This window comes from Paraburkholderia dipogonis (assembly GCF_042680985.1).
Taxonomy (GTDB): Bacteria; Pseudomonadota; Gammaproteobacteria; order Burkholderiales; family Burkholderiaceae; genus Paraburkholderia; species Paraburkholderia phytofirmans.
Window position 1 is genome coordinate 239,527 of the sequence record NZ_JBHUFR010000007.1, and the last position, 22,717, is coordinate 262,243.

The window sequence follows — 22,717 nt, forward strand, 5'->3', positions numbered from 1 at the left end:
ATGGATATCCAGGAAGCAATGGACGAGCTTCTATTCATGTTTTGGCTTGAAGCAATAAAAGCCTCCGCTCTCGTCCCTTCGATCATTTTGTTACACGTCTTACCGATGTAGCCTGACGTGGTTACAAAAGCCTTTCAAAAGCGCGGTTATACTCGGCGCCGTCAACATCAATGAAAGAGCTTTTATGTCGATGAGAATCCTCAAGATTGTTGCCGTTGCAGCGCTCACGGCTTCGGCGTCGTTGTCGGCAATGGCCGGCGATATGAACAACGCGCTGGGTGGCGCGCTCGGTGGCGTCGCTGGCGCTGCGCTGGGCGGCGCGGTAGGCGGCAGTACGGGCGCCGTGCTCGGCGGCGCAGTGGGTGGCGGCGCTGGCGGCGCGGTCACGTCGAACCGCAGGGAACGCACGGGTGCCATCATTGGCGGCGCGCTGGGCGGCGGCGCGGGCACGGCGGCCGGCAATGCGATGGGCGGCCGCGGCGGTGGCCTCGTGGGCGCAGCCTTGGGCGGCGGCGCGGGTTCGGCGCTCGGCGGCAACATCTCGCGCTCCAACTCCTACGCCGACGACTATTCCCGCGGCGGCCGGTCGGGCAAGCGTCATCACAAGCATCGGCATTACGACTGAGCGGAGCCTGAGACGGCGGCGTAGTGCGTAGCGCAGGTACTTGTCTGCGCGCCGCATATGCGGGGCAATAAGTTGGCGGACGCTCTGCATTGACTTTGCTTCCTCGACGGTTATCGTAAACGGTCCTCGCAGCGCAGTCGCATGCCGACGCGCGTTGCGAGAATACTTCACGATTTCTCCGTCCTCAGGAGACGAATAAAGATGCCACGAGTGTATTGCGCGGGTCCGCTCTTCAACGCAGCCGAACGAACCGAAATGGATTCGATTGCAGCCACGCTGGAGGCTGCGGGTTTGACCACATTTCTTCCGCATCGTGACGGTCTGGAGTTCGCGAAGCTGAAGCCGGAACTCGAGAAGCTCGGCGCGTCGGTTGAAGAAGCCGCGGACATGCTCGACCGCGCCATCTTCAGTCTGGATACGTATCAGTTGCTCAGGCGTTGCGATGTGGTCGTCGCCAACCTCAACGGCCGCGTTGCCGATGAAGGCACGGTTGTCGAAGCGTCGGTGGCATGGCATGCGGGCAAACCGCTCGTGCTCTTCAAGGCTGACGCACGGTCCATGCTTAGCGGCTCCGACAATCCCATGCTCACGGGCTTAGGCGATTTCGACGTGGTCGACCAACTGTCCGCGCTGCCGCAGGCTGTTCTGGGCGCGATCAAGCGTGATCGGAGTGGCAGAGTGGAACGGACGCTGGAAAGCGGTGCGGAGATCGCCTCGCTTTGCGAGAGCGGTGGTGAGTTGAGCGCGCTTGCTAAGACGCTGTATAGCGCCTTCAAAAGACCATAAGCCTCGGTGCCTGCAAGTCAGGCGCTACAAACAGTATCTCGCCTTTACCAAGCCGGCGAACTTCCGAGCGTTCGCAGCCGCAACAGCCGCAGAGGCAGAAGCTCCCGCGGCGCAAGTATGAGCTAATAAGCAGCGTCGCGAATCTCTATCTTCTCACTACGGCATTTGCCTTCGCGCCGCTCTTTCTACAGTCGGCACACATGCCGAACAGAACCAACTGACGTCCCGTCACCGTGAAGTCGAGGCTGTTCGCGACAGACTGCTGTCGCGCCTCGATTTCCGCATCGAAGAACTCATAGATTCGACCGCAGACCGTGCAAACGAGGTGATCGTGCCGGGTTCCATCATTCAGTTCGTAGACCATGCGGCCGTCGCCAAAGGCCACCCCAGACAATAGATCCGCATCCACAAGTTGACCGAGCACACGATAGACCGTGGCGACACTCATGTTGCGTATGTCCTCGTTGAGAAGCTTATAGACCTGTTCGGCCGTGAAGTGTTCACGAGCGTGCTCTTGAAAAAACTCCAGCACCAGGACTCGTGGGAACGTGGGCCGCAGGCGGGCGCGCTCCAGAATTCTATGAATGTTCATGGATGCCGTGGCAATGGAGAAGCGGCGGCCGACCCGCTGAATACCAGGTCGCCACCAGGAAGAAGTCGTCGGGAATCACGTCGTGCTGTTTCGACAAGACGAACCGCGAGTGGCCGAACTATGTAAGCCGGTCCCTTAAGAGAACCTTAAGCGGCAGTATCTGGAAGCATTAAACGAACACGAATCGATGAACTCAAACGAGTTTTTTCAGTTAAATTACGTATTCCTTTCGCGCGACTTTTGTCGTTAATATCGCGCCACACTGACTTCCGGCACACGCCGCAACGCGTTAAGCTTCGGCCCCTCATTGTTCTTTCGACGCCACGCCGCTTATTTTTTGACACCGCATTTATTTTCATCGCCCTATGATCGGGGGGCTCGTTTTCGCCGCGCTGGCTAGCACATGCCGACTGAGCCGACTTGAAACCATGCAAAAGATAAGCGCACGCTTTGGCATAGCCATTGAAAAGACGTGTCGCGCAATAACATCCAATAATTACTTATGCTTCTCGCAGTTTGCGCAACAACGGTTGTAAATGTATTGCATGCGTGTTCACGGCGCTGGTGGAAAGAGCAATTGATACCCTCAATTACCGCTTGATCACGGAGCCAACAAGTATGAAAAAATCTTTACTCGCGGCCGCGCTCTTCGGCGCATTTGCGATGTCGGCGCACGCGCAAAGTAGCGTGACGCTCTACGGCCTCATCGATACGGGACTGGTTTACACGAACAATCAGTTTGGGCATAGCAACTGGCAGGTAGTGAGCAGTTCGACCCAGAACACGGTCTTCGGTCTCAAGGGCTCAGAGGATCTGGGTGGCGGCCTGCACGCGGTCTTTAAACTGGAGCAAGGTTTCCTGCTGAACAACGGAGCGCAGGCATTCTCCGGCGACGGTTTCGGTTCTCAGGCATGGGTCGGCCTGCAAAGCGATCCGTACGGCACGTTGACGTTCGGCCGCCAGTTCGACGTGATGAACGATCTCGTCGGACCGCTCACGGCGGAGTTCAACACGTGGGGCGGCAGCATGGCCGCGCATCCGTTCGAAAACGACAATCTTGCTGCGAATTCCGTCGTGATCAACAACTCGGTCAAGTACGCGAGCCCGACTTACCGCGGCGTTACGTTCGAAACGATGTACTCGTTCAGCAACAAGGCAGGTGACTTTGGGAATAACCGCTCTTACGGTTTCGGCGTTTCGTATGCGCAAGGTCCGGTGAATCTTGCCGCCGGCTATCTGCAACTGAACAACGCGGGCAATGGCAGCGGCGCGGTGACTTCGGGCGATGCAAGCGCGAACTTCCTCGCACAACGCCAGCGTATCTGGTCGCTGGGTGGTAACTACACGTTCGGACCGGCCACCGTCGGGCTAGTCTGGAGCCACGCTCAGATCGACAACGCGTCGGGCGTGTTCTCGTTCGGCACGGGCAGCTACCTCGGTTCGGGCGATACGTCCGCGGGATCGCTGGGCGGTTCGCTGCGGCTCGACAACTACGAGGTGAACGCAAAGTACGCGCTTACGCCGGCGTTGAGCGTTTCCGGCGCGTACACGTACACACATGGCGCGTATAACGGTTCGTCGCCGGGATGGAACACGGCCATGCTGCAAACCGACTACTCGATCAGCAAACGCACGGACTTCTATCTCGAAGGCGTCTATCAGAACGTGCACGGTGCGCCTGCGGACTCCGTCCTCTCGCATGCCATGATCAACACGTTGTCACCGTCCGCGACCAACTCGCAAGTAGCGGTCACCGTGGGCATGCGTCACGCGTTCTAAGCAGGCTCGCGTTGAGCGATGTGAACACGCATGCTCTGTTTTTGCAGGGCATGCGTTGTCATGCGAGCTTGTTGCTCTAAAGCTTGAGTGATCGGAACGATCAGGGCACGACGCTCTGCGTTACGTGTCCTGTGAGCTCTCGTTCTCCGCCTCGGCCAGAATCTGCTGAATGGCCTGCTCGAAAGTTTCGACAGGCTGTCCGCCGCTCACCAGGTAGCGACGGTTAAAGATAATGGCCGGCACCGACTGAATACCCATTGCCTCGTTATTCCGCTCCTCCGCGCGAACTTCGGCAGCATAGGTTCCGTTTTGCAGTACGTCACGCGCCTTCACGGCATCCAGCCCAACGGACTGCGCGGCTTCGATCAGCACTTCGTGATCGCTCGGGTCTTTGCCGTCAGAGTGATAGGCCTGCAGCAGCGCCGACTTGAGCGCCAACTGCTTGCCCTCGATGCCCGCCCAATGCAACAGACGGTGCGCGTCGAAGGTGTTGTACACGCGGGTACGCGGGCCAAAAGTAAAACCGACGCTCGCACCGCGCTCGCGGATCGCGGCCTGCGTTTCGGCGATCTGCTCCGGCGTACGGCCATATTTCTTGCTGAGATAGTCGACAATGGTCTCGCCGTCCGGTCCCATGTCCGGATTCAATTCGAACGGATGCACGACGATTTGCGCGTCGACGGCGTCTCCAAGACGCGAGAGCGCGCGTTGGAGCGAGGAGAGGCCGATCGCGCACCACGGGCATGCGATATCGGAGACAAAATCGATTGTTAGCGCTTGGGTCATTGCTGTGTTCCGGTCCTGTGTCAAAACGAAATCCGCAGACAGCGTAACCCGTATTGCCGGTATTTGCAGGACTGCCCTCGTGACGGAACGCGAGCCGGCGTCTTACAATTCACCTGCCGCAGTTGGAGCCATTGGCCACGCGGGCAATAGGGGTGCCGGCAGGCGTCATAATCCCTCTTCGCCGTCGTGCACGATAACGACTGCTTTTCCAACGTTGAAAGGAGCTTCAAATGAGCAAGGGATATTGGGTGACGTCATATCGCGCGACGAAGGACGCAACCAAACTGGCCGCGTACGCGCAGCTTGCGGTACCCGCGGTGACGGCTGCCGGCGGCAAGTTCATCGTGCGTGGCGCAGCGGAAGAGGCGCGTGAGCAAGGCTTGAAGGAGCGGACGGTCGTAATCGAGTTTCCGACCTACGAAGCCGCCATCGCCGCTTACGACAGCGAACTCTACAAGAAGGCGCTGGCGGCATTGGGCGACGGCGTCGAGCGCGATCTGCGGATTGTGCGCGGCACGGAGTAACACGAAAGCGAAAGATACGGCGAGCGCGACCTGCTCATGCAGTTTCGCGCTTGCCCCGGCATCTATTTCACGGCGCCCAACGCGAGCCCTTTCACCAGATACCTCTGCAACCACGCGAACACCACGGAAACCGGCAACGTCGCGCAGAGCGTGGCCGCCATCACCAGATGCCACTGGACCACGTATTTCCCGGCGACCATGTCGGTCACCTGCACGGTCAGCGTCTTGTTCTCGGGTGAGCGGATCAAGGTATAGACCACGGCAAACTCGTTCCACGCGTTGATGAACGTGAAGATCGCGGTGACGACGATCGCAGGCACGGCAAGCGGCAGGAACACTTTGAAGACCGCCTTGGTCCGTCCGCACCCTTCGAGCCACGCCGACTCTTCCAGATCCCGCGGCACGGTCTGAAAGTACGAGGACAGCATCCACACGGCAAACGCGATATTGAAGGCCGCGTAAGAGACGATCACGCCGATCTTGGAGTCGACCAGGTTGCCGTCGCCATACGGAATCATCGCTGCCAGCCGGAACAGGCCGACCACGAGCAGAATCGGCGACAACATCTGCGTGACGAGCAGAAACTGACGGTAAAGCCCGCGTCCGCGAAACGGGAATCTGGCCAATGCATACGCCGCCGGCAAGCTGACAGCCAGCGCAAGCGCGGTCGACAGCAAACTGATCACCGTGCTATTGCGCAGCGCCACGCCGAAATTCGCCGCCACCCACATATCGGAGAAATTGCTCCACTGCCAATGCACGGGCAACCAGCGCGCCGGGTACACAAAAATCTCGGAAGCCGGCTTCAACGCGGTGAACAGCATGACGGCAAACGGAAACAGCACCACGACCACCAGCGGCGACAACGCGAGCCAGCACCACAGCGAGCGCTTCATCTTGACGCTGAGACTCATGACGGATCTCCTTCTTTCGCGGGCTGCAGGCGCAGATAGGCGATCGAGAAAATGAACAGCATGACGAGCATGATCAGCGACACCGCCGCGGCTTCCCCGGGACGCCCGAGCCGGAAGCCGAGTTCATAAAGATACGTGACGAGAATGTGCGTGCTGTTGTCAGGGCCGCCCTGCGTCATCACCCAGATGATCGGAAACGAGTTGAACACGTAGATCACGTTCAACAGAATCGTCATGTTGATGAACGGCCGCAGCAGCGGCATGGTGAGCTTGCGAAACTGCTGCCAGGCGCTTGCGCCGTCCATGCGCGCGGCTTCATAAATATCGCCGGGCACGGAGGACAAACCGCCTAGCAGAATCGTCACCGTAAATGGAACCGACACCAGAATGCCAACCGCGATTTCGACCGGAAACGCGAGCTCCGGCGTGGCCAGCCAATGAATCGGACCACTGATCAGGCCGAGCCGCTGCAACGTGACGTTGACCATGCCGTAGTCGTCGTTGAAGGCCCAGCGCCAGACCACGGCGGTCATGGTCAGCGACACGGACCACGGCAGCATGACGATCGTGCGCGCCACACCGCGCCCGTAGAAATCCTGGTTCAGCACCAGAGCAACGGGCACCGAGATCAGCACCGTGCCGCCCACCACGCACACAGTCCAGACAAGGGTTCGCCTCGCGGCGGCAAGAAACGCGGGGTCGCTGAAGATCGTGTAGAAATTCTGCAGACCAGTGAAATCGCGAATCGCGCCGAAGCGCGAGACCTCGTGCAACGATTGCCACACGATGTTGAAAATCGGATAGCTGATGATAAAAAGCGCCAGTACCAGACTCGGCGCAATCAGCAACCAGGGCGCTTGCAGGCGCGAAGAAGCGGAGCGGCTCATGCGTGCTCGATCGTAAGACGCATCCGCATTGATGGGCGGGCGCGACGGGATGGGCCGGATAGTGCATTACGACCGAAACGCGCACCGCCTTTGCAGGGGCGGCGCGCGTTGCGGGTTCAGCAGATCACTGCGAGACTGCGCGTGTTACTTGCCGAGCGACTTGTTAGCTTGGGTGGCCGCCGCGTTCAATGCGTCGGCCGGTTTCGCCTTGCCCAAATAAATCGACTGCATTGCATCGGTCACGGCCTTCGCGGTGTCTTCCCAGCCGGTCACGGTCGGCGCGAAGTGAGCGGTCGGCAGCAGCGCGACGAAGGCCTTAGTGTCCGGATCGTTGAATGCCGGATCGGTCGCCTCAGCCTTGGTGGTCGGCAGGAAACCTTCGGTCGTGGTGAACTCTACGCGCGGTTCCTTCGTGAACAGATAGTCGAGGAACTTCCATGCCGACTTCTTCACCTTCGAGTTCTTGAACATCACGATCGAGTCCGTCACGGCGTACGTAGCGTGCGTCGTGCCCATCGGAATCGGATCGATGCCGTACTTCAGGTTCGGTGCTTCCTTCTTGATCTGTTTGGCGAGGAACGGCGCGGAGATCATCATCGCGACGCGGCCTTGCTTGAACAGATTCTGCACGTCTTCACGGCTGTAGCCGGTTACGCCCGGTTGCGTCAGGCCCTGGTCGATCATCGTCTTGTACAGCGTGGCTGCCTTGATGCCCGCTGGCGAATTGAAGGCCGCCTTGCCGTCCTTGCCGACCACGTCGCCGCCGTTGGTCCACAGGGCGTAGTAATAGTAGACGTCGGTTTCGATTTCCTTGCCTTGCAGACCGAAGCCGGCAATGCCCTGTGCCTTGAGTTTCTTCGACGCCTCGATCACGTCGTTCCAGGTTTTTGGACCGTCGGGATAGCCGACCTTGGCGAGCAGGTCTTTGTTGTAGTACAGCCCGCGCGCGGAAGCGGCGATCGGCAGGCCGTACACCTTGCCATTGATTTCACCCGGAGCGAGGAACGGGCCGATGAAGCGGCTCTTGAAGTTCGCGTCCATGTAGCCGTCGAGCGGCTCGGCGACATCGTCCTTCACGAAGTCGAGCAGCCAGCGCGTGCCGACGATCGCGAGGTCGGCGTTGGCGTTGCCGGAAATGTCCGTTTGCAGTTTCTGTTGCAGCGTGTCCCAGTTTACGTCTTCGATCTTGATCGTCGTACCGGGATTGGCCTTCTCGAAGTTGCGGGCCATTTTTTCGAAGTACGGCGCGGTCGCGTCGCTGTAGTGCGCGACGGTCACGCGAACCGTGTCGGCGTGAGCCGCGACGGCGATACCTGCAAACGCGAGCGCCACGGCAACTTTGCCTAGCGCGAGGGAAGCACGGGCATGCAACGACATTTCTCTCTCCTGGGATGGTTTGCTGCCGTCGCCGGCCGCTTCGGGTTAAATTGTTTGAAAAAATCCTACATGACGCAAAATAGCTTGTCACGTAGGGTCTGCCATATTTTTTGCCAGCCGGTTTTGTGCTTAAGATGCTGTAAAGCAGGGATATTCTGCGCAATGTGATGTCACGGATACCCAATCTTCGGGATGACTAGGCAACTGCGGCGATTGCGGATTTGTAGGAAATTTACACGCTAATCCGGGCTGGCCGCGTGGTTGAACAGCGAGGCGGACAATGAGTCGTGTGGTGTTGGTAACGGGCGCTTGCGGCGGCATCGGCAGCGTGTTGTGCAAGCGCTTCGTGGAGCAGGGCGATACGGTGCTGGCGCTCGACATCGACGCCGCCGCGCTGAAGGCTCTGAGCGCGCAGCTCGGCGAGGCGCACGTCACGCCGATCGCGGTCGATCTCGGCGACGCCGCCGCAGTGCAGCAAGCGGTGGCCGCCGCAGTTGAACTGCGCGGCCCGGTGGATGTGCTGGTCGCCAACGCGGGCGCGGCAGAAGGTCTCACGCTCGCCACGACCGATGTCGCGAGCTGGCAGCGCGACATCCATCTGAATCTGAACGGCACGTATCACACGGTTGAAGCGGTGCGCGCGTCGATGATCGAGCGGCAGCGGGGCGCGCTGGTGCTGATCGGTTCAGTGAACGGCATGGCCGCGCTCGGTCATCCGGCGTACAGCGCGGCGAAGGCCGGGCTCATCAGTTATACGAAAGCGCTCGCGCTCGAACTCGGCCGCTACGGCATTCGCGCGAACATCGTGTGCCCGGGCACCGTGAAGACGCAGGCGTGGCAGGCGCGCGTCGACAAGAACCCGCAAGTCTTCGAAGATCTGAAAAAGTGGTACCCGTTGCGCGACTTCGCGACGCCTGACGACATCGCCGACGCGGTGCTGTTTCTGGCCTCGCCGATGGCGCGCGTGATTACCGGCGTCGCTCTGCCGGTCGACGGCGGCCTGATGGCCGGCAACCGTTTGATGGCGGAAGAACTGACGCTCGAGTCGCTCTGAACGGCCAGAAGCAACGCGTAAGAGCAGCCCGAGATCGAGTCAACGAAGCAAGACGGTGAGGACAGCATGGCAGCAGTGCAACTGAGCGGCATCTTCAAACGCTATGGCGACACGCAAGTGGTGCACGGCATCGATCTCGACATCGACGACGGCGAGTTCGTCGTGCTGGTCGGCCCGTCGGGCTGCGGCAAGAGCACGTTGATGCGCATGGTGGCGGGGCTCGAGGAAATCAGCGGCGGCGATCTGATGATCGGCGGCACGCGCGCGAACAGTCTCGCGCCGCAGCAGCGCAATATCTCGATGGTGTTCCAGAGCTACGCGCTGTATCCGCATCTGTCCGTCTACGAAAACATTGCGTTCGGGCCGCGGATTCGCAAGGAGTCGTCGGCGAGTTTCAAGCCGCGGATTGAAGCCGCGGCGAAGATGCTGAACCTCGGCGGCTATCTGGACCGTTTGCCGCGCGCGCTCTCGGGCGGCCAACGGCAACGCGTGGCGATGGGCCGCGCGGTGGTGCGCGAGCCGTCGCTGTTCCTGTTCGACGAACCGCTGTCCAATCTCGACGCCAAACTGCGCGTGCAGATGCGCACCGAAATCAAGGCGCTGCATCAGCGGCTGAAGAATACGGTGATCTACGTCACCCACGATCAGATCGAAGCCATGACGATGGCGGACCGCATCGTCGTCATGAACGCGGGGCGGATCGAGCAGATCGGCCGGCCGCTCGAACTGTACGACCATCCGGCGAATCTGTTCGTGGCGAGTTTTCTCGGCTCGCCGTCGATGAACTTTGCCGAAGGCGTGATCGCGAGCCGAGCGCAAGGTCAGGGCCTCGCGCTGAATCTCACGGGTGGCGGCGAGATCGTGCTGGAAGGTGCGCCCGCGTCGGCGGTGGCCGGCGCGAAGGTCACGCTCGGCGTGCGGCCGGAACACATCGAAACCATGACGCAGACACCGGACGCGACGATGGAAGTCGAAGTGGTCGAGCCGACCGGCGCGGAAACTCACCTGTACGGGAAAATAGGCGGCAGCACGTGGTGCGTGACGACTCGTCAGCGCTCGAAAATCGAGCCCGGCCAGCGCGTCACGCTGCGCTTGCCGGCCGAGCATATTCATCTGTTCGATACGGAGAGTGGACGCAGGCTGGTCTGAACCGCGTGTTGCCGTTTGAGGCCGATACGAGCTTGCCTCAGGCGCACTGACGCTGCGCCGCGACGCGGATTTATTTAACGCATGAGAATGCGCCGGGCCGCCCCAGGTTTTCTCGCCCCGTCGGGGGCCTGGCGCGAAGCGGCAGGTCTGGGGGCGCTTTGAAGGAACACCGGGTGTCCGCACCGAACTTGATTCCCCACATCCGCAGCGCACTTGCCAATTTGCGGCCGGCGGAGCGCAAGGTCGCCGAGATGGTGCTGAGCGACGTCGACTTCGCGATGCGCGCGAGCATCACCGACCTCGCGCAGCGCGCCGAGGTGTCCGAGCCTTCCGTCACGCGCTTTTGCCGCGCTATCGGCGCGCATGGTCTGCGCGACTTCAAGATGCAATTGGCGCAGAGCGTGGCGGGTGGGTTGCCGTATGCATCCACGGCCGTGGCACGCGACGACGACGTGCAGACGCTCATGGACAAGGTGGGCGAGGCGGCGGTCGACGGCATCACGCATGCGCGTGGCGCGCTGGATCCGGCGGTGGTCGAGAGTGCGATCGCGGCGTTGTCGAGCGCGAGGCGGGTGTTCTTCTTCGGCGTCGGTTCGGGCTCGGGGCTGGTCGCGCAAGATGCGGCGCTGCGGTTTCTGCGGCTCGATATCGCATCCACGGCGTTTACGGATGGGCATTTGCAGCGTCTTTACGCGGGCCTGATGGAACCGGGCGATGTGGCTTTCGCGATTTCGCATTCGGGCCGCAGCGTTGAAGTCAACGAGAGCATTCAGATTGCCAAGGAGCGTGGCGCGACTACGATCGCGCTGACCAATGTCGGCTCGCGGCTGGCGTGGCTGGTGGATATTCCGTTGCTGCTGCGCGTGCCGAGCCCGATCGATCCGAATACGCCGGGCGTGTCGCGGCTCGTGCATCTTTGCATCATGGACGCGCTGGCGATCGGCGTCGCGCTTAAGGCCGGGCCGAAGACGCTCGAGAAGATGCGGCATGCGAAGGCAAGGCTGGCTTCGCATGAGCCGGAGGCGGCGGGGGATTGAGTGAGAGCGCGGAAGTAGCTCGTTGTTTTCCGCGCAGTTTGATTATTCGGCTCTTGAAACGATTACAAACGGCCTATTTTCAAAAAAAACGATTACTCGGAAGCCCCGGCCACCCAAACCGTCGCGACAACCTCGACGTCGCGGCGCGCAAAGTCCGCGCCGGCCCACCCGCCAATTCACTGTCGAAGCTGCCGCTCGGCCCCATCAACGCCAGAACTAGACAGATGCTCCCTGTATGATCCAGCACCGGCGCGGCGAGCGTATCAATGCCCGGCACAGGCCGGCTGAGCGCCGTGTCGATTCCATCGTCGCGGATTTGCGCAAGACGCTGCGCGTAGGCTTGCGTCAGCGGCGGCAATGCCAGCGCCGCGTCCGTGCCGCCCGCCGCTTTATCTTTGCCCGCCGGCGCCGGCTTTCCTGCAAAAACCTCCGCCGCGTCCGCCCCCGCCAACCGCAGATGGTCCTGCACCAGCAAACCCGCGCGCACATCGTCCGCGACATAGGCGGCGAATACGCGGCCTATCGCCGTATTCGCCAGCGACATCACCGTGCCGACCCGCAGGCTCACATGCAACGGCCGCGCCGATTCCTCCAGACGCACGACGGTCGGCCCGAGCGGACCGAGCACCGCCATCGCGACGCTCATGCCCGTCGACGCCGCCAGTTCGACCACTTCGGGCTCCGCTTCACGCGTCGGCGACAAGCGCTGCAAACCGATCAAACCCAACTCCAGCGCGAGCGGCCCGGCTTCGAAACAGCCCGACGCATCGCGATTGAGCAAGCCGATTTTCAGCAGACTCACCAGATGCGGAAACGCCTTCGCCGGCGGCATGCCCGCAGCCGCCGCAAGATCGCGCAGGTTCAACGGCCGCGCTGCCGCGACCAGCGCAGCCAACAATTCGCCCGTGCTATCGAGCGACTGGATGCCGCGCTGCGGCTTCGCATCGGCGGCGGAATGAACGTGAGAAGTGTCGAGAGAATCGGTCACGATGCGGAAGAAGCCAGCAAGGAAGGGACGATAGCCAGTTCTGCACCGATGTCGCGCGCCGTCGCAAGCAGTGCGCGCGCGATCGGACCGTCGGCGGCTACGTCGATTGCGCCGGTCGAGCCGATCACTGTCAGCGCGAGTGCCAGGCGGCCGTCGGCATCCAGCACGGGCGCGCTCAGACTGCTGATGCCCGGACTCGGCACATCCACGCTGCACGCGAGGCCGTGTGCGCGGATCGCGTCCAGCGTCGCTTCGAAAGCGGCGCTATGGTCAGACGCTGTCATGGCGCTGCCAATCGCGCCCGATTGATTCGCCCACATTGCGTCAAGCACCTCGCGCGGCGAATAGGCGCAAAACACCCGTCCCGTCGACGTTGCCGGCAACGACATCACCGTGCCCACATGCAAATTGACGTGCAACGGAAATCCCGCATGCTCATAGCGGACGATGGTCGGCCCTTGCGGCCCGGCAATACAGATCGCCACGCTGAAGCCGATCGCTTCGGCCAACGCGACCACGCGCGGCACGGCGGCGTGAAACGCCGGCTGGTTTTCCAGATGCAGCAACCCGAGCCGCAACGACAGCGGACCGGGTTCGTAGCGGCCTGACAACTCGTCCCGCTTGATCAAACCCAGCCGGCTCAAACTCACCAGATATGCGTGCGCTTGCCCCGGCGCGATCTGCGCCGCGCCGGCGAGGTCGGACAAGGCGAGCGGCGTGCGCGCCTGCGCGAGCGCCAGCAACACGCGCCCGCCCACTTCGACGCTCTGAATGCCGCGCTGCGTCTTGCCGCCGTCCGCCGTCTCGCTGCCGCCCGCGCCTTTGCCCGTGGCCGATTTCGCTGCTTTGCTCACACCCGCGCTCGTCTGTGAAAAAGCGTCCATGTTAACCGAAAGCCCGTGCCTTTCTATCCCTATCTTAGGCCTCTCAAGATTTGCGTATAGCGATATATTTCGCTATTGACAAATAAACTGACGCCGTCCTAAGATGCATTCACCCCGACACACCGGCGCAGTTATAGAGTCAAGAAACGGGGCGAGACAATCCTCCAATACCGTCAGCCCGCGCGGCATTCGCGCAGCCGGCCGTCTCGCCTCACGTCCAACTTTTGAGGGAGACAAACATGGCAAAGGCATTCGCATCGCAGGCCGATCTGGAAGTCAAGAAAGTCACGTGGACCAAGCTATCCGAGAACGCCTACGCATACACCGCCGAGGGCGATCCGAACTCGGGCGTGATCATCGGCGACGACGGTGTGCTGATCGTCGACACCACCGCCACGCCGGCCATGGCGCAAGACCTGATCGCGAAGATTCGCAGCGTCACGGACAAGCCGATCAAATACGTCGTGCTGTCGCATTACCACGCGGTGCGCGTGCTCGGCGCGTCGGCGTATTTCGAGGAAGGCGCGCAGGAAGTGATCGCGAGCCGCGGCACGTACGAGATGATCGTCGAGCGCGGCGAAGCGGACATGAAGTCGGAAATCGAACGCTTCCCGCGTCTGTTTGCCGGCGTCGAAACGGTACCGGGCCTGACGTGGCCGACGCTGGTGTTCGAAAAGGAAATGACGCTGTTCCTCGGCAAGCTCGAAGTGCGCATCGCGCATCTCGGCGCGGGTCACACTAAAGGCGATACGGTCGTGTGGCTGCCGTCGCAAAAGGTGCTGTTTTCCGGCGATCTGGTCGAGTACGACGCAGCCTGCTATTGCGGCGACGCGCAGCTCGAACAGTGGCCGGCCACGCTCGAAGCATTGCGCGCGCTGAAAGCCGACAAGCTTGTGCCGGGCCGCGGCCCCGCGCTGACCACGCCGGAAGATGTCAACAAGGGTCTCGATTACACGAAAGATTTCGTCACCACGCTGCTGCAGCAAGGCCGCGAAGCCGTCGAACAGAAGCTCGATCTGAAGGCCGCGATGGAACACACGCGCAAGGCCATGGATCCGAAGTTCGGCCACGTCTTCATCTACGAGCACTGTCTGCCGTTCGACGTCTCGCGTGCTTTCGATGAAGCAAGCGGTATCACGCATCCGCGCATCTGGACCGCACAGCGCGACAAGGAAATGTGGGACGCGCTGCAAGCCTGACAAGAACAGACGCACAGCAAGAGCAGCAGAGCGGAGAAGGACGGAGACACAAGATGAGTATCAACTACCAGACGCTGTCGTTCGAATATCAGCCGTGCCGTGAACAGAGCGAACAGAGCACGCCGGGCGGCGCGGAACAGGCGGCCTATCCCGTGATCGTGGTCGGCGCGGGGCCAGTGGGTCTCGCCACCGCGATCGATCTCGCGCAGCAGGGCGTGCCGGTCGTGCTGGTCGACGACGATTGTTCGTTGTCCACGGGATCGCGCGCGATCTGCTTTTCGAAGCGCTCGCTCGATATTTTCGATCGCCTCGGCTGTGGTCAGCGGATGGTGGAGAAGGGCATTAGCTGGAACGTCGGCAAAGTGTTCCTGAAAGACGAGTTGGTGTACACGTTCAATCTGCAACCGGAAGCGGGCCACAGTCGGCCCGCGTTCATCAACCTGCAGCAGTACTACGTCGAAGGCTTCCTGCTCGAACGCGCGCAGGAGATGCCGAATCTCGAGATCCGCTGGAAAAGCAAAGTGGTCGGCGTGCAGCAAAATGGCACGCCCGGCACACACGACGCCAGCGTGACGCTGACGGTCGATACACCCGATGGCGAGTACGCGTTGCGCGGGCGCTATGTCGTCGCCGCCGACGGCTCGCGCAGTCCGATCCGCAATCTGATGGGACTCGATAGCAAAGGTGTGACGTTTAAAGATCGTTTCCTGATCGCCGACGTCAAGATGGAAGCGGGATTCCCGACCGAACGCTGGTTCTGGTTCGATCCGCCGTTTCATCCGAATCAATCGGTGCTGCTGCATCGTCAGCCGGATAACGTGTGGCGGATCGATTTCCAGTTAGGGTGGGACGCCGATCCCGTGCTCGAAAAAACGCCGGAGCGTGTGATTCCGCGCGTGCGCGCGTTGCTCGGACCGGACGCGAAGTTCGAGCTGGAATGGGTCAGCGTTTATACGTTTTCGTGTCTGCGCATGGAGCGTTTCCGCCACGGCAACGTGTTGTTCGCCGGAGACTCAGCCCATGGCGTGTCTCCGTTCGGCGCGCGTGGCGCGAATAGCGGCGTGCAGGACGCGGAAAACCTCGCATGGAAACTGGCGATGGTGCTCGAAGGCAAAGCCGCGGATGCTTTGCTCGACACCTATGCAAGCGAACGCGAATTCGCCGCCGATGAGAACATCCGCAACTCCACGCGTTCCACCGATTTCATTACGCCGAAGAGTCCTGCCAGCCGCGTGTTCCGCGACGCGGTGCTGAAGCTCTCGCGTCATCATCCGTTTGCGCGGCAATTGGCCAATAGCGGCCGGCTGTCAGTGCCGGCGGTGTTGCGTGATTCTCCGCTGAATACAGCGGACCGTGACGTGTTTGGAGGGGCGATGGTGCCCGGCGCGGCGTGCGTCGATGCACCGGTGCAAGTCGCGGCACAACCGGAATGGCTGCTGCGGCAACTCGGCCAGCAATTTACCGGCGTGCTGTTCTGCGGCGAGCAAGGGATCGATCAGTCGATTCACACCGCGTTGGACACGTTGCGCGCGGGGCCGATTCCGTTGAAGCTCGTCGTGGTGACGCGTGGCGATCCGCAGGCCGTTACGTCGGCGGCTGTGCAACTCGCGCACGATATCGAAGGGCTGGCTCACGCACGTTACGACGCAAAACCCGGCACGTTCTATCTGATCCGTCCGGACCAGCATGTCTGCGCGCGCTGGCGGCAACTCGATGCGGGTGATGTCGGCTACGCGTTGAAGCGCGCGCTGTGCGTCGAAGGCACGGCTTGAACGTGCGCAGAACGCCGCTTGAGCGGTACTCCCGTGGTATCAGCAAAAAAATAGCTGGAGACAAACATGACACTTAACACGCAACCGAATCTCGCTCGCCCCGATGATTTCTACGAGGCATTGATCGATATGCATCGCGATCTCGACGATGCGCAGAGCCAATCGGCCAATGCGCAACTCATCCTGCTTCTTGCCAACCATATCGGCGATCACGCCACGCTGCTCGAAGCGATACGGCATGCCCGCGAGGGCGTAATCGACATGCCGGCGCGAAATGGTGAAGCGCATTCGCTAGCCGCTTAAGCAGATCGTGAAACCAAAAAATAACCTTGCATTAACCTTGTGCAACGCAGATTTGGGAAGACGTCGATAGTAATGATTTGTTGCGCGCGCTTCCTCTGAAACTCGTGGTAAATAGCCCGCGATTTCTCTCAATTGTTTCTTTCTGACTATCAGATTCTTCTTAGCAAAGTGGCTGATGTGCTGCCTCATACTAGCCGGCTTGTTGAGCAGGGATGCATAAGGTGTGACGTTTTGGTGGGCCAGATTGCTTCGTGCCGGCGCACCATGTCCTTGTGCGTTGCCCGTGGGAAATCTCCCGCGTTCGGCTGGAAAGAGACATGAGATGAAATTGTTTTTGATAAGCGACCTTGTCGTTCAAGAGTTGGCGGCAATGAAGGTCGACGGAAGATGGCTTTCTCCCGCGCAGTTTGCGGAATCGGCGTTGCTCTGGATCAACCATTACGCGCCAGATGTCGACGTGCCTGAATCCTTTTTTTTCGAAGTCGAGTGCGAAGTGCTGCAGATTGCCACGCAACTCGCGGTCGGAGATTTGGCGTCCGCCGCCGATTCGCCATTAGCGCAGTTGTTCGGCGATTATCCAACGGTGAATTACGCGAATCCCCTGAGCGCGAAAGCGTTGGCCGCGACGCTTGCTTCATGTCGTGAAAAAATCGCCAGTCGTACTAAGGCAGCCTCGTCGAATGAGACACTCTGCTCGGGGCAGTTCGTGGACTGTGTGAAGAACGCGCCGCAGTCTCTTCGGTGTCACCCCACCCTTTGCCAGTTGATGAACCATGTCGGTGATACACCGAAGGCATGAAGCGTCGCTTAAGACCGAAGGCTTCGGACGTGATATCGGGTAGAGTCGCGGCTATGCGTCCGCGATTGCACCCATCACGTCCGAACCATGTATTCCATCGACCCTGTTCCGCTGCCTCACGACGGCCCGCCCGACATTGCATTGTGGCGGATCGACATCGACTTTACTGCTTCGCTCGACGCGCCTGCCTTTGCATCCCTCAGCGACGACGAACGCACGCGAGCCCGCAATTTTCGCCGCCATGAAGACGCGCTGCGCTTCGCCAGCGTGCGCGCCGCGTTGCGTGAAGAACTCGCGCGGCGGCTCGATATCGCGGCGCACGCCGTGCGTTTTGCGCCCGACGCCAACCACCGCCCTTATCTCGCCGATTCGGATTGCTTCGATTTCAATGTATCGCATGCGGGCGCGCACGGACTGATCGCGATGTCGGCGGTTCGGCGCGTCGGCGTCGATATCGAGCAGTGCAGCGACAAATTCGATTGGCGTTCGATTGCGGCCTTGACGCTCGACCAGGAAGAGACCGCGTGGATCGAACGGCTCGACGCGGGCCAGCGGAGCGCTGCGTTTTACGACGCGTGGGTTGCCAAGGAAGCGCTCGTAAAAACAACCGGCGTGGGCATCACGCGCGGGTTGCAGCATTTGACGGTGCTGCCGCGTGAGGGTACGCGCGTGACGCTGCGCAAGCAGATTCCCGCGGATATGCGCGATGTCACGGCGTACTGGCTTGCCGCACCGGACGCCTACGCCGCATGCGTAGCGTGGTCCGTGACCCCTTTCCGGTAATCGCAGACCGACTCAGCGCGCTAGACGTTTGCCTGCCCGAACGCCAAAGCCTTCGGCCAGCCGAACGTATGCACGTGGGTGAGCGGCTGCCTGGCCGGCTGCGCAAGCGCGACCGCCGCGTGGATCTTGCCGGCCATCGGGACATCGAGCACATGCCAACGGCCATGTTCTGCGAGATCGAACGCACCGGTTGCGGTGCGGCTGAACAGCAGTTCGATATCGATGTCGACCGGCGCGTAACGCAGCGCATTGCAAAGACTGCCGTAGCGAGCGCGCCGGCGCGAAGCTTCCGACGTCTCGTCGGGCGCCATGCCGGGCGAAGGCACGACGACGCTCAATCCCAGCGTCGCCGACGCAACGCCGATCACGATCCAGATGCCGCCGTACGCGATATCGATCGTAATGCCGCGGCCGTCGCGAGGATGACGCGCCCGCAGTTTCTCGTTGCCGTCGTCCTGCAGATCGACGGCATGCGGCTCGCAGTCGAACAGGTTCCCAACGATCCAGCGCACCACCACGCGCGCACTGATAAAGCGTTTGCGCAACGCGGCGTTCGGGTGCAGCCGAGCGCGCTCGCGTTCGCTCTTCGACAACCAGGTATCGCCTTCCTGCACCGGCACCGGCAGCCATTCGCAGCGGAACCGCCAAAGATGCAACTCGCCTGCGCGCGGCGCGGCGACGTTGTACGGATAGCTGCGCGTCAGCGGATGGCACAGGAATGCGGGCGCTGCCGCGGTAAAGGGTGCAACGCCGGCGGCATGTACGGGAGCTTCGCCCGCCGCGCGTTCAGCGACGACTTCGCGTGACTCTCGGCTGTCGCGCTCACGCGAAGCCGTTGGGCAAACCTGGTCCAGTTCCAATGACATAGGCCTGCTTCCTCAATGCATGTAGGTGACGCGCCGTGCTTGCACGTCGAGTTCCACACCGGCGTCGAGCAGATCGATGGCGAACCAGCGAAGCAGCTTCAGGACGCCGCTCACCGCGGGCGCGGGCAGCCATTCGTTCAACAGGCGCAACGCCGCGCCGCTATGCGTTTTTTGCAGCAACGCGATGGTCTGCAGGATCACGGCTTCGTCCTTGCCGAGGTCGCTCGCGCAGCGGCAGCGCATATCGAGCGGGCGATACGACACGTGCATCAGCGAGCGCATCAGCAGATCGAAGTGTTCGATGCCGTCCTGCCGCAAACCGACGCCGCTGAGAATGTCGCGCCAATGCACGCCGCCGCGCGCCGTTTCGCAAGCGGGCCGCAGCCATGTGCGGACGGCGCTCAGGACGGTGCGGTCGGGCGCGTCGGCGGTGTCGGTCGGGTGATCGTCGATCAGCTCCGGACGGCTGCTGTGTTGAGAGCGAAAGTTCATCGATGCTCCTGAATGGACACGGTCCATGAATCGCGCCGGCCGGATGGGACGGGTGCCGCGTCGCAGGCCAGCGCTTGTCGCGTGCGACGGATGGGCGATGACGCAGAGCCTGCGCCCGGTGCTTATGCGTTTGTTGCCGTTGGGGGCGCTTGCTTCAGTTTTGAGCCGGCTGCGTCGCTTGCGTCGGTTGCCATTCGCGCACGTGCGCGCTGCGCGCCGGACGCGTCGGCGCTTGCCCCGGTGTTTTCGGCGTGCCGACAAAGATGAAGCCGAGCAGGCGCTCGTTCGGCGCGAAGCCGAGTGCGTCGTGCAGGCGCGCTTCGTAACTGTCCGGCCCGGTGGACCAGAAGCCGCCGTAGCCGAGCGCGTGGATCGCGTTGAGCATGTTCATCGCCGCCGCGCCGGCAGCCAGCAATTGCTCGATCTCGGGCACCTTGGGATGCGCCGAAATCGCCGCGCCGAGCGCGATCACCAGCGGCGCGGCGAATGCCTTCTGCCGGCGATGCGCGTGCGCCGAACGCGGTTCGTCCGGCGAGCGGGCGCTGGCGAGGTCGACCAGCAGGTCGCCGAGTGAGCCGCGCGCATCGCCGCGAATCGTCACGAAGCGCCAGGGACGCAGATTGCCGTGGTCCGGTGCGCGCAAGGCGGCGTCGAAAATCAGGTCGAGTTCGGCGTCCGCCGGGCCGGGCTCGGTCAGCGGCCATTGCGATTGACGCGACAGCAGAACGTCGAGTGCCGCCGAGGCTTCTGGGCCGGCGACGGTGGCAGGCTTTACCGCCGCTGGGCGCTGGCTTTCGGTTTCGGGGCGGCTGATGTCTAGCGTCGTCATGATTTTGAGTTCGGCTGATCGTATGGGTTGAATAATGAGCTAATTTTCTAGTAAATGCAAATCATTCGCATTTAGAAGGTGCGTTCGCGGTTGGGTTGCGCGCCTGTCCCGAGCTTGGCGACTAATGCGCACGGTATCTGCACTCGAGCTCTGCAAGCCACTATCGCAACTAACGGTCAACCGCGCCTGGCGCCCGCGGATATGATGACGAGGTGCCGGATTCAGCCTTTCTGGCAAAAAGCGGCTTGCAGCCTTCTCGCCCACTTTCGCTCGCCCATGCCGACAAAAACACTCGACGCCGCGTCGACTTCCGAAGCCACCCGAGCCACCGAGGCCACCGAAGCAGCGCAACGCCGCCCCACGCTGATGCTCGCCGCGTCGCTATCGCTCGGCAGCGCTATCGCGCTCGGACTCGCCCGCTTCGCGTACGCGCTGCTGTTGCCGTCGATGAAACTCGACCTCGGCTGGAGTTTCGCGCAAGCCGGCGCGATGAATACGGCCAACGCGTTGGGTTATCTGCTCGGCGCGCTGGCTTTTCCGCACCTGGCGCGCCGCTGGTCGGCCGGCGCATTGTTCAGCGGCGGTTGCGTGGCGACCGCGCTGCTGATGGCGGGCAGCGGCTTGCTTGCCGACACGAACGCGCTGCTCGCCTTGCGCGTGATCACCGGCGTGAGCAGCGCGGCGATTTTCATCAGCGGTGGCGTGTTGGCGGCGCGGCTTGCATCGGCGAGACCGCACGACGCGGGGCTCGTCCTCGGCTTGTACTACGGCGGTACGGGGTGGGGCATCGTGGCGTCGTCGGTGCTCGTGCCGTTGACCATCTTCAACGTCGCGCACGGCTGGCAGTACGCGTGGTTCGCACTCGCGCTCGCGTGTGCGGCGCTCGCGGCGGTGGCCGTCGGCGCAGCGCGAAAAATCGAGCGCGTGCACGCGATGGCGTCGTCGGCCACGCAATCACACTCCGCCGCCGATGCACCCCGCTGGCCGCGCTTCAGTCTCGCGCTGGCGGGCTATACGTTGTTCGGCGTCGGCTATATCGGCTACATGACGTTTATTGTCGCGCTGTTGCGCAATGCGGGCATGAGCGCGGCGATCGTGACGTGCTTCTATCTGCTGCTCGGTGTGGCGACCGTAGTCTCGGCGCGCGTGTGGTCGGGGCTGCTCGACCGCATGCGCGGCGGCCAGGCGCTTGCGGTGCTGAACGCTTTGCTCGCGATCGCGACGCTGTTGCCCGCGCTGTTCTCGCAGCCATGGGTGGCGTTCGTATCCGGTGTGTTGTTCGGCGCGACGTTTCTCTCCGCCGTGGCGTCGACCACGGCATTCGTACGCCACAATCTGCCCGCGAGTCATTGGGCCAAGGGCATCAGCGCGTTCACGATCGTGTTCGCGTTCGGACAGATCGTCGGGCCGATGGTGATCGGCTGGGTCTCGGACGGCGCGGGTCTCGCGCGCGGGCTGGTCTATTCCGCGCTGCTGCTCGCGGCCGGCGCGGTGCTGGCAGCGTGTCAGAAGGCGTTGCGCTGAGTGTGACTCCACGCATTCAGGCACGTGCGCTGCACATTTTTCACACCTGCACGGACGGGATACTCTTCATGCAACGCAAGGCGAACATCGAACGGCTATGACGGATGCCGGCGATCTTGTAGAGCTTCTCACGCAGAAACCGCTCGTAGCCTGCCGTACCGTCGACTGCCACCTTCACCAGGTAGTCGTAGTCGCCCGATACGAGATACGCCTCCAGCACTTCGGTTAGCGTCGCCAGTTCGGCGCCGAAGCGGGCGAGGGCGTCGTCGTCGTGACGGTTGAGCGTGACTTCGAGCAGGACGATGTCCGCGAAGCCGAGCTTCTGCTGATCGAGCAGCGCCACGTAACCGCGGATATACCCCTCGGTTTCCAATTGACGCGTGCGATTCCAGCACGCGGTGGTCGACATGCCGACCAGTTCCGCCAATTCGGCATTGCTCAGGCGCGCGTTCTTTTGCAACTCGCGCAGGATCTTGCGATCCTGGTTGTCGAGCGGGCGATTTCGGATGGTCGTGGCCGTCACTAGAAGCTTCTCCCTTAAAATCGCATTCTAAAGGAAGATCGTCCCGACATCACGGGGCAAGCCTGTTGCTTTAAGAAGCCTATCCACCCTGCGTCCCAGTATATTTTCAGGGTGCATTCATGCCCGGGACAACCGTCCGGGCCGTGGGCCTCGCGCCCACGGCCTTGCGCGGCCACAAGCTGCCATCCGGTGTCTCGCCGTCTTTTTTACAGGAAAGGCTGCACGCGGGCGAATTGCGGCGTTAC

24 protein-coding genes are annotated in these 22,717 nt (G+C 61.8%); 13 read left to right on the forward strand and 11 right to left on the reverse strand.

The window, feature by feature from the left end; translation table 11 throughout:
- The first annotated feature begins 184 nt into the window (after window positions 1-184).
- Window positions 185-625, forward strand: coding sequence for a hypothetical protein (locus tag ACFSNN_RS09840; protein ID WP_134460740.1), 441 nt, complete (start codon window positions 185-187; stop codon window positions 623-625).
- 201 nt (window positions 626-826) lie between these two features.
- Window positions 827-1,411: a nucleoside 2-deoxyribosyltransferase gene (locus ACFSNN_RS09845; protein ID WP_134460737.1), complete on the forward strand. Its 585-nt coding sequence runs from the start codon at window positions 827-829 to the stop codon at window positions 1,409-1,411.
- Between the two features lie 145 nt (window positions 1,412-1,556).
- Here the strand turns inward: ACFSNN_RS09845 and ACFSNN_RS09850 are convergent, their stop codons facing one another.
- Complete coding sequence (locus tag ACFSNN_RS09850; RefSeq protein ID WP_134460734.1) at window positions 1,557-2,003, reverse strand: Fur family transcriptional regulator; 447 nt, start codon at window positions 2,001-2,003, stop codon at window positions 1,557-1,559.
- 618 nt (window positions 2,004-2,621) lie between these two features.
- On the opposite strand from ACFSNN_RS09850, the gene ACFSNN_RS09855 reads away from it, so the two are divergent.
- Entirely contained in the window at window positions 2,622-3,782 is a 1,161-nt protein-coding gene (locus ACFSNN_RS09855) for a porin (RefSeq protein WP_134460732.1), read from the forward strand.
- A 120-nt stretch (window positions 3,783-3,902) separates the two neighbouring features.
- Here the strand turns inward: ACFSNN_RS09855 and ACFSNN_RS09860 are convergent, their stop codons facing one another.
- On the reverse strand, window positions 3,903-4,568 hold the full coding sequence (locus ACFSNN_RS09860; RefSeq protein ID WP_134460729.1) for a DsbA family oxidoreductase: 666 nt from the start codon (window positions 4,566-4,568) through the stop codon (window positions 3,903-3,905).
- 230 nt (window positions 4,569-4,798) lie between these two features.
- On the opposite strand from ACFSNN_RS09860, the gene ACFSNN_RS09865 reads away from it, so the two are divergent.
- On the forward strand, window positions 4,799-5,092 hold the full coding sequence (locus ACFSNN_RS09865) for a DUF1330 domain-containing protein (RefSeq protein WP_012428986.1): 294 nt from the start codon (window positions 4,799-4,801) through the stop codon (window positions 5,090-5,092).
- A gap of 62 nt (window positions 5,093-5,154) precedes the next feature.
- Here the strand turns inward: ACFSNN_RS09865 and ACFSNN_RS09870 are convergent, their stop codons facing one another.
- The 3 genes from ACFSNN_RS09870 to ACFSNN_RS09880 all read right to left on the reverse strand — a co-directional run bounded on the left by ACFSNN_RS09870 (window position 5,155) and on the right by ACFSNN_RS09880 (window position 8,270).
- Window positions 5,155-6,006: a carbohydrate ABC transporter permease gene (locus tag ACFSNN_RS09870; RefSeq protein ID WP_012428987.1), complete on the reverse strand. Its 852-nt coding sequence runs from the start codon at window positions 6,004-6,006 to the stop codon at window positions 5,155-5,157.
- Window positions 6,003-6,893 (reverse strand): carbohydrate ABC transporter permease, encoded by an 891-nt coding sequence (locus ACFSNN_RS09875; protein ID WP_134460727.1) that lies wholly within the window; start codon window positions 6,891-6,893, stop codon window positions 6,003-6,005. The genes ACFSNN_RS09870 and ACFSNN_RS09875 overlap by 4 nt, the downstream gene beginning before the upstream one ends.
- A 144-nt stretch (window positions 6,894-7,037) precedes the next feature.
- Window positions 7,038-8,270 carry an ABC transporter substrate-binding protein gene (locus ACFSNN_RS09880; RefSeq protein ID WP_134133549.1) on the reverse strand — a complete coding sequence of 411 codons (1,233 nt, stop codon included), beginning with the start codon at window positions 8,268-8,270 and terminating at the stop codon, window positions 7,038-7,040.
- Between the two features lie 280 nt (window positions 8,271-8,550).
- Here ACFSNN_RS09880 and ACFSNN_RS09885 point away from each other — a divergent pair, with 280 nt between their 5' ends.
- The 3 genes from ACFSNN_RS09885 to ACFSNN_RS09895 all read left to right on the forward strand — a co-directional run bounded on the left by ACFSNN_RS09885 (window position 8,551) and on the right by ACFSNN_RS09895 (window position 11,510).
- Window positions 8,551-9,324: an SDR family oxidoreductase gene (locus tag ACFSNN_RS09885; RefSeq protein ID WP_134460724.1), complete on the forward strand. Its 774-nt coding sequence runs from the start codon at window positions 8,551-8,553 to the stop codon at window positions 9,322-9,324.
- A 66-nt stretch (window positions 9,325-9,390) separates the two neighbouring features.
- Window positions 9,391-10,473: an ABC transporter ATP-binding protein gene (locus tag ACFSNN_RS09890; protein WP_134460721.1), complete on the forward strand. Its 1,083-nt coding sequence runs from the start codon at window positions 9,391-9,393 to the stop codon at window positions 10,471-10,473.
- Between the two features lie 173 nt (window positions 10,474-10,646).
- Window positions 10,647-11,510, forward strand: coding sequence for a MurR/RpiR family transcriptional regulator (locus ACFSNN_RS09895; protein WP_134460718.1), 864 nt, complete (start codon window positions 10,647-10,649; stop codon window positions 11,508-11,510).
- Between the two features lie 79 nt (window positions 11,511-11,589).
- Here the strand turns inward: ACFSNN_RS09895 and ACFSNN_RS09900 are convergent, their stop codons facing one another.
- Complete coding sequence (locus ACFSNN_RS09900) at window positions 11,590-12,498, reverse strand: IclR family transcriptional regulator (RefSeq protein ID WP_134460715.1); 909 nt, start codon at window positions 12,496-12,498, stop codon at window positions 11,590-11,592.
- Window positions 12,495-13,382 carry an IclR family transcriptional regulator gene (locus tag ACFSNN_RS09905; RefSeq protein WP_134460712.1) on the reverse strand — a complete coding sequence of 296 codons (888 nt, stop codon included), beginning with the start codon at window positions 13,380-13,382 and terminating at the stop codon, window positions 12,495-12,497. Before ACFSNN_RS09905 ends, ACFSNN_RS09900 begins: the two co-directional genes overlap by 4 nt.
- 239 nt (window positions 13,383-13,621) lie before the next feature.
- On the opposite strand from ACFSNN_RS09905, the gene ACFSNN_RS09910 reads away from it, so the two are divergent.
- The 5 genes from ACFSNN_RS09910 to ACFSNN_RS09930 all read left to right on the forward strand — a co-directional run bounded on the left by ACFSNN_RS09910 (window position 13,622) and on the right by ACFSNN_RS09930 (window position 18,238).
- Window positions 13,622-14,581, forward strand: coding sequence for an MBL fold metallo-hydrolase (locus tag ACFSNN_RS09910; RefSeq protein ID WP_106300056.1), 960 nt, complete (start codon window positions 13,622-13,624; stop codon window positions 14,579-14,581).
- 53 nt (window positions 14,582-14,634) lie between these two features.
- Window positions 14,635-16,353 carry an FAD-dependent oxidoreductase gene (locus ACFSNN_RS09915; protein ID WP_134460709.1) on the forward strand — a complete coding sequence of 573 codons (1,719 nt, stop codon included), beginning with the start codon at window positions 14,635-14,637 and terminating at the stop codon, window positions 16,351-16,353.
- Between the two features lie 66 nt (window positions 16,354-16,419).
- A complete protein-coding gene (locus ACFSNN_RS09920) occupies window positions 16,420-16,656 on the forward strand; it encodes a DUF2783 domain-containing protein (protein ID WP_134460706.1) in 237 nt (78 codons plus the stop codon).
- Window positions 16,657-16,978: 322 nt separating this feature from the next.
- The gene (locus ACFSNN_RS09925) at window positions 16,979-17,455 is read left to right on the forward strand and encodes a hypothetical protein (RefSeq protein ID WP_134460703.1); all 477 of its coding nucleotides are present in this window, start codon (window positions 16,979-16,981) and stop codon (window positions 17,453-17,455) included.
- Window positions 17,456-17,542: 87 nt separating this feature from the next.
- Window positions 17,543-18,238 (forward strand): 4'-phosphopantetheinyl transferase family protein, encoded by a 696-nt coding sequence (locus ACFSNN_RS09930; RefSeq protein ID WP_134460700.1) that lies wholly within the window; start codon window positions 17,543-17,545, stop codon window positions 18,236-18,238.
- Window positions 18,239-18,258: 20 nt separating this feature from the next.
- Here the strand turns inward: ACFSNN_RS09930 and ACFSNN_RS09935 are convergent, their stop codons facing one another.
- The 3 genes from ACFSNN_RS09935 to ACFSNN_RS09945 form a co-directional block, all read right to left on the reverse strand.
- Window positions 18,259-19,104, reverse strand: coding sequence for a 4'-phosphopantetheinyl transferase family protein (locus ACFSNN_RS09935; RefSeq protein ID WP_134460697.1), 846 nt, complete (start codon window positions 19,102-19,104; stop codon window positions 18,259-18,261).
- A 12-nt stretch (window positions 19,105-19,116) separates the two neighbouring features.
- The gene (locus tag ACFSNN_RS09940) at window positions 19,117-19,596 is read right to left on the reverse strand and encodes a hypothetical protein (RefSeq protein WP_134460695.1); all 480 of its coding nucleotides are present in this window, start codon (window positions 19,594-19,596) and stop codon (window positions 19,117-19,119) included.
- A gap of 154 nt (window positions 19,597-19,750) precedes the next feature.
- A complete protein-coding gene (locus ACFSNN_RS09945; protein ID WP_134460692.1) occupies window positions 19,751-20,425 on the reverse strand; it encodes a nitroreductase family protein in 675 nt (224 codons plus the stop codon).
- A gap of 276 nt (window positions 20,426-20,701) precedes the next feature.
- Between ACFSNN_RS09945 and ACFSNN_RS09950 the strand changes: the two genes are divergently transcribed.
- Window positions 20,702-21,949, forward strand: a complete 1,248-nt coding sequence (locus ACFSNN_RS09950; RefSeq protein ID WP_134460689.1) for a YbfB/YjiJ family MFS transporter — start codon at window positions 20,702-20,704, stop codon at window positions 21,947-21,949.
- 40 nt (window positions 21,950-21,989) lie between these two features.
- On the opposite strand, the gene ACFSNN_RS09955 is transcribed toward ACFSNN_RS09950, so the two are convergent.
- Window positions 21,990-22,472 (reverse strand): Lrp/AsnC family transcriptional regulator, encoded by a 483-nt coding sequence (locus ACFSNN_RS09955; RefSeq protein ID WP_208949542.1) that lies wholly within the window; start codon window positions 22,470-22,472, stop codon window positions 21,990-21,992.
- Window positions 22,473-22,717 lie beyond the last annotated feature (245 nt).

Excerpts from the sequence above, each read along its gene's own strand:
- ACFSNN_RS09840 (WP_134460740.1), top strand. The coding sequence starts at position 185 with ATGTCGATGAGAATCCTCAAGATTGTTGCCGTTGCAGCGCTCACGGCT.
- ACFSNN_RS09845 (WP_134460737.1), top strand. The coding sequence starts at position 827 with ATGCCACGAGTGTATTGCGCGGGTCCGCTCTTCAACGCAGCCGAACGA.
- ACFSNN_RS09850 (WP_134460734.1), bottom strand. The coding sequence starts at position 2,003 with ATGAACATTCATAGAATTCTGGAGCGCGCCCGCCTGCGGCCCACGTTC.
- ACFSNN_RS09855 (WP_134460732.1), top strand. The coding sequence starts at position 2,622 with ATGAAAAAATCTTTACTCGCGGCCGCGCTCTTCGGCGCATTTGCGATG.
- ACFSNN_RS09860 (WP_134460729.1), bottom strand. The coding sequence starts at position 4,568 with ATGACCCAAGCGCTAACAATCGATTTTGTCTCCGATATCGCATGCCCG.
- ACFSNN_RS09865 (WP_012428986.1), top strand. The coding sequence starts at position 4,799 with ATGAGCAAGGGATATTGGGTGACGTCATATCGCGCGACGAAGGACGCA.
- ACFSNN_RS09870 (WP_012428987.1), bottom strand. The coding sequence starts at position 6,006 with ATGAGTCTCAGCGTCAAGATGAAGCGCTCGCTGTGGTGCTGGCTCGCG.
- ACFSNN_RS09875 (WP_134460727.1), bottom strand. The coding sequence starts at position 6,893 with ATGAGCCGCTCCGCTTCTTCGCGCCTGCAAGCGCCCTGGTTGCTGATT.
- ACFSNN_RS09880 (WP_134133549.1), bottom strand. The coding sequence starts at position 8,270 with ATGTCGTTGCATGCCCGTGCTTCCCTCGCGCTAGGCAAAGTTGCCGTG.
- ACFSNN_RS09885 (WP_134460724.1), top strand. The coding sequence starts at position 8,551 with ATGAGTCGTGTGGTGTTGGTAACGGGCGCTTGCGGCGGCATCGGCAGC.
- ACFSNN_RS09890 (WP_134460721.1), top strand. The coding sequence starts at position 9,391 with ATGGCAGCAGTGCAACTGAGCGGCATCTTCAAACGCTATGGCGACACG.
- ACFSNN_RS09905 (WP_134460712.1), bottom strand. The coding sequence starts at position 13,382 with ATGGACGCTTTTTCACAGACGAGCGCGGGTGTGAGCAAAGCAGCGAAA.
- ACFSNN_RS09910 (WP_106300056.1), top strand. The coding sequence starts at position 13,622 with ATGGCAAAGGCATTCGCATCGCAGGCCGATCTGGAAGTCAAGAAAGTC.
- ACFSNN_RS09915 (WP_134460709.1), top strand. The coding sequence starts at position 14,635 with ATGAGTATCAACTACCAGACGCTGTCGTTCGAATATCAGCCGTGCCGT.
- ACFSNN_RS09920 (WP_134460706.1), top strand. The coding sequence starts at position 16,420 with ATGACACTTAACACGCAACCGAATCTCGCTCGCCCCGATGATTTCTAC.
- ACFSNN_RS09925 (WP_134460703.1), top strand. The coding sequence starts at position 16,979 with ATGAAATTGTTTTTGATAAGCGACCTTGTCGTTCAAGAGTTGGCGGCA.
- ACFSNN_RS09930 (WP_134460700.1), top strand. The coding sequence starts at position 17,543 with ATGTATTCCATCGACCCTGTTCCGCTGCCTCACGACGGCCCGCCCGAC.
- ACFSNN_RS09935 (WP_134460697.1), bottom strand. The coding sequence starts at position 19,104 with ATGTCATTGGAACTGGACCAGGTTTGCCCAACGGCTTCGCGTGAGCGC.
- ACFSNN_RS09940 (WP_134460695.1), bottom strand. The coding sequence starts at position 19,596 with ATGAACTTTCGCTCTCAACACAGCAGCCGTCCGGAGCTGATCGACGAT.
- ACFSNN_RS09945 (WP_134460692.1), bottom strand. The coding sequence starts at position 20,425 with ATGACGACGCTAGACATCAGCCGCCCCGAAACCGAAAGCCAGCGCCCA.
- ACFSNN_RS09950 (WP_134460689.1), top strand. The coding sequence starts at position 20,702 with ATGCCGACAAAAACACTCGACGCCGCGTCGACTTCCGAAGCCACCCGA.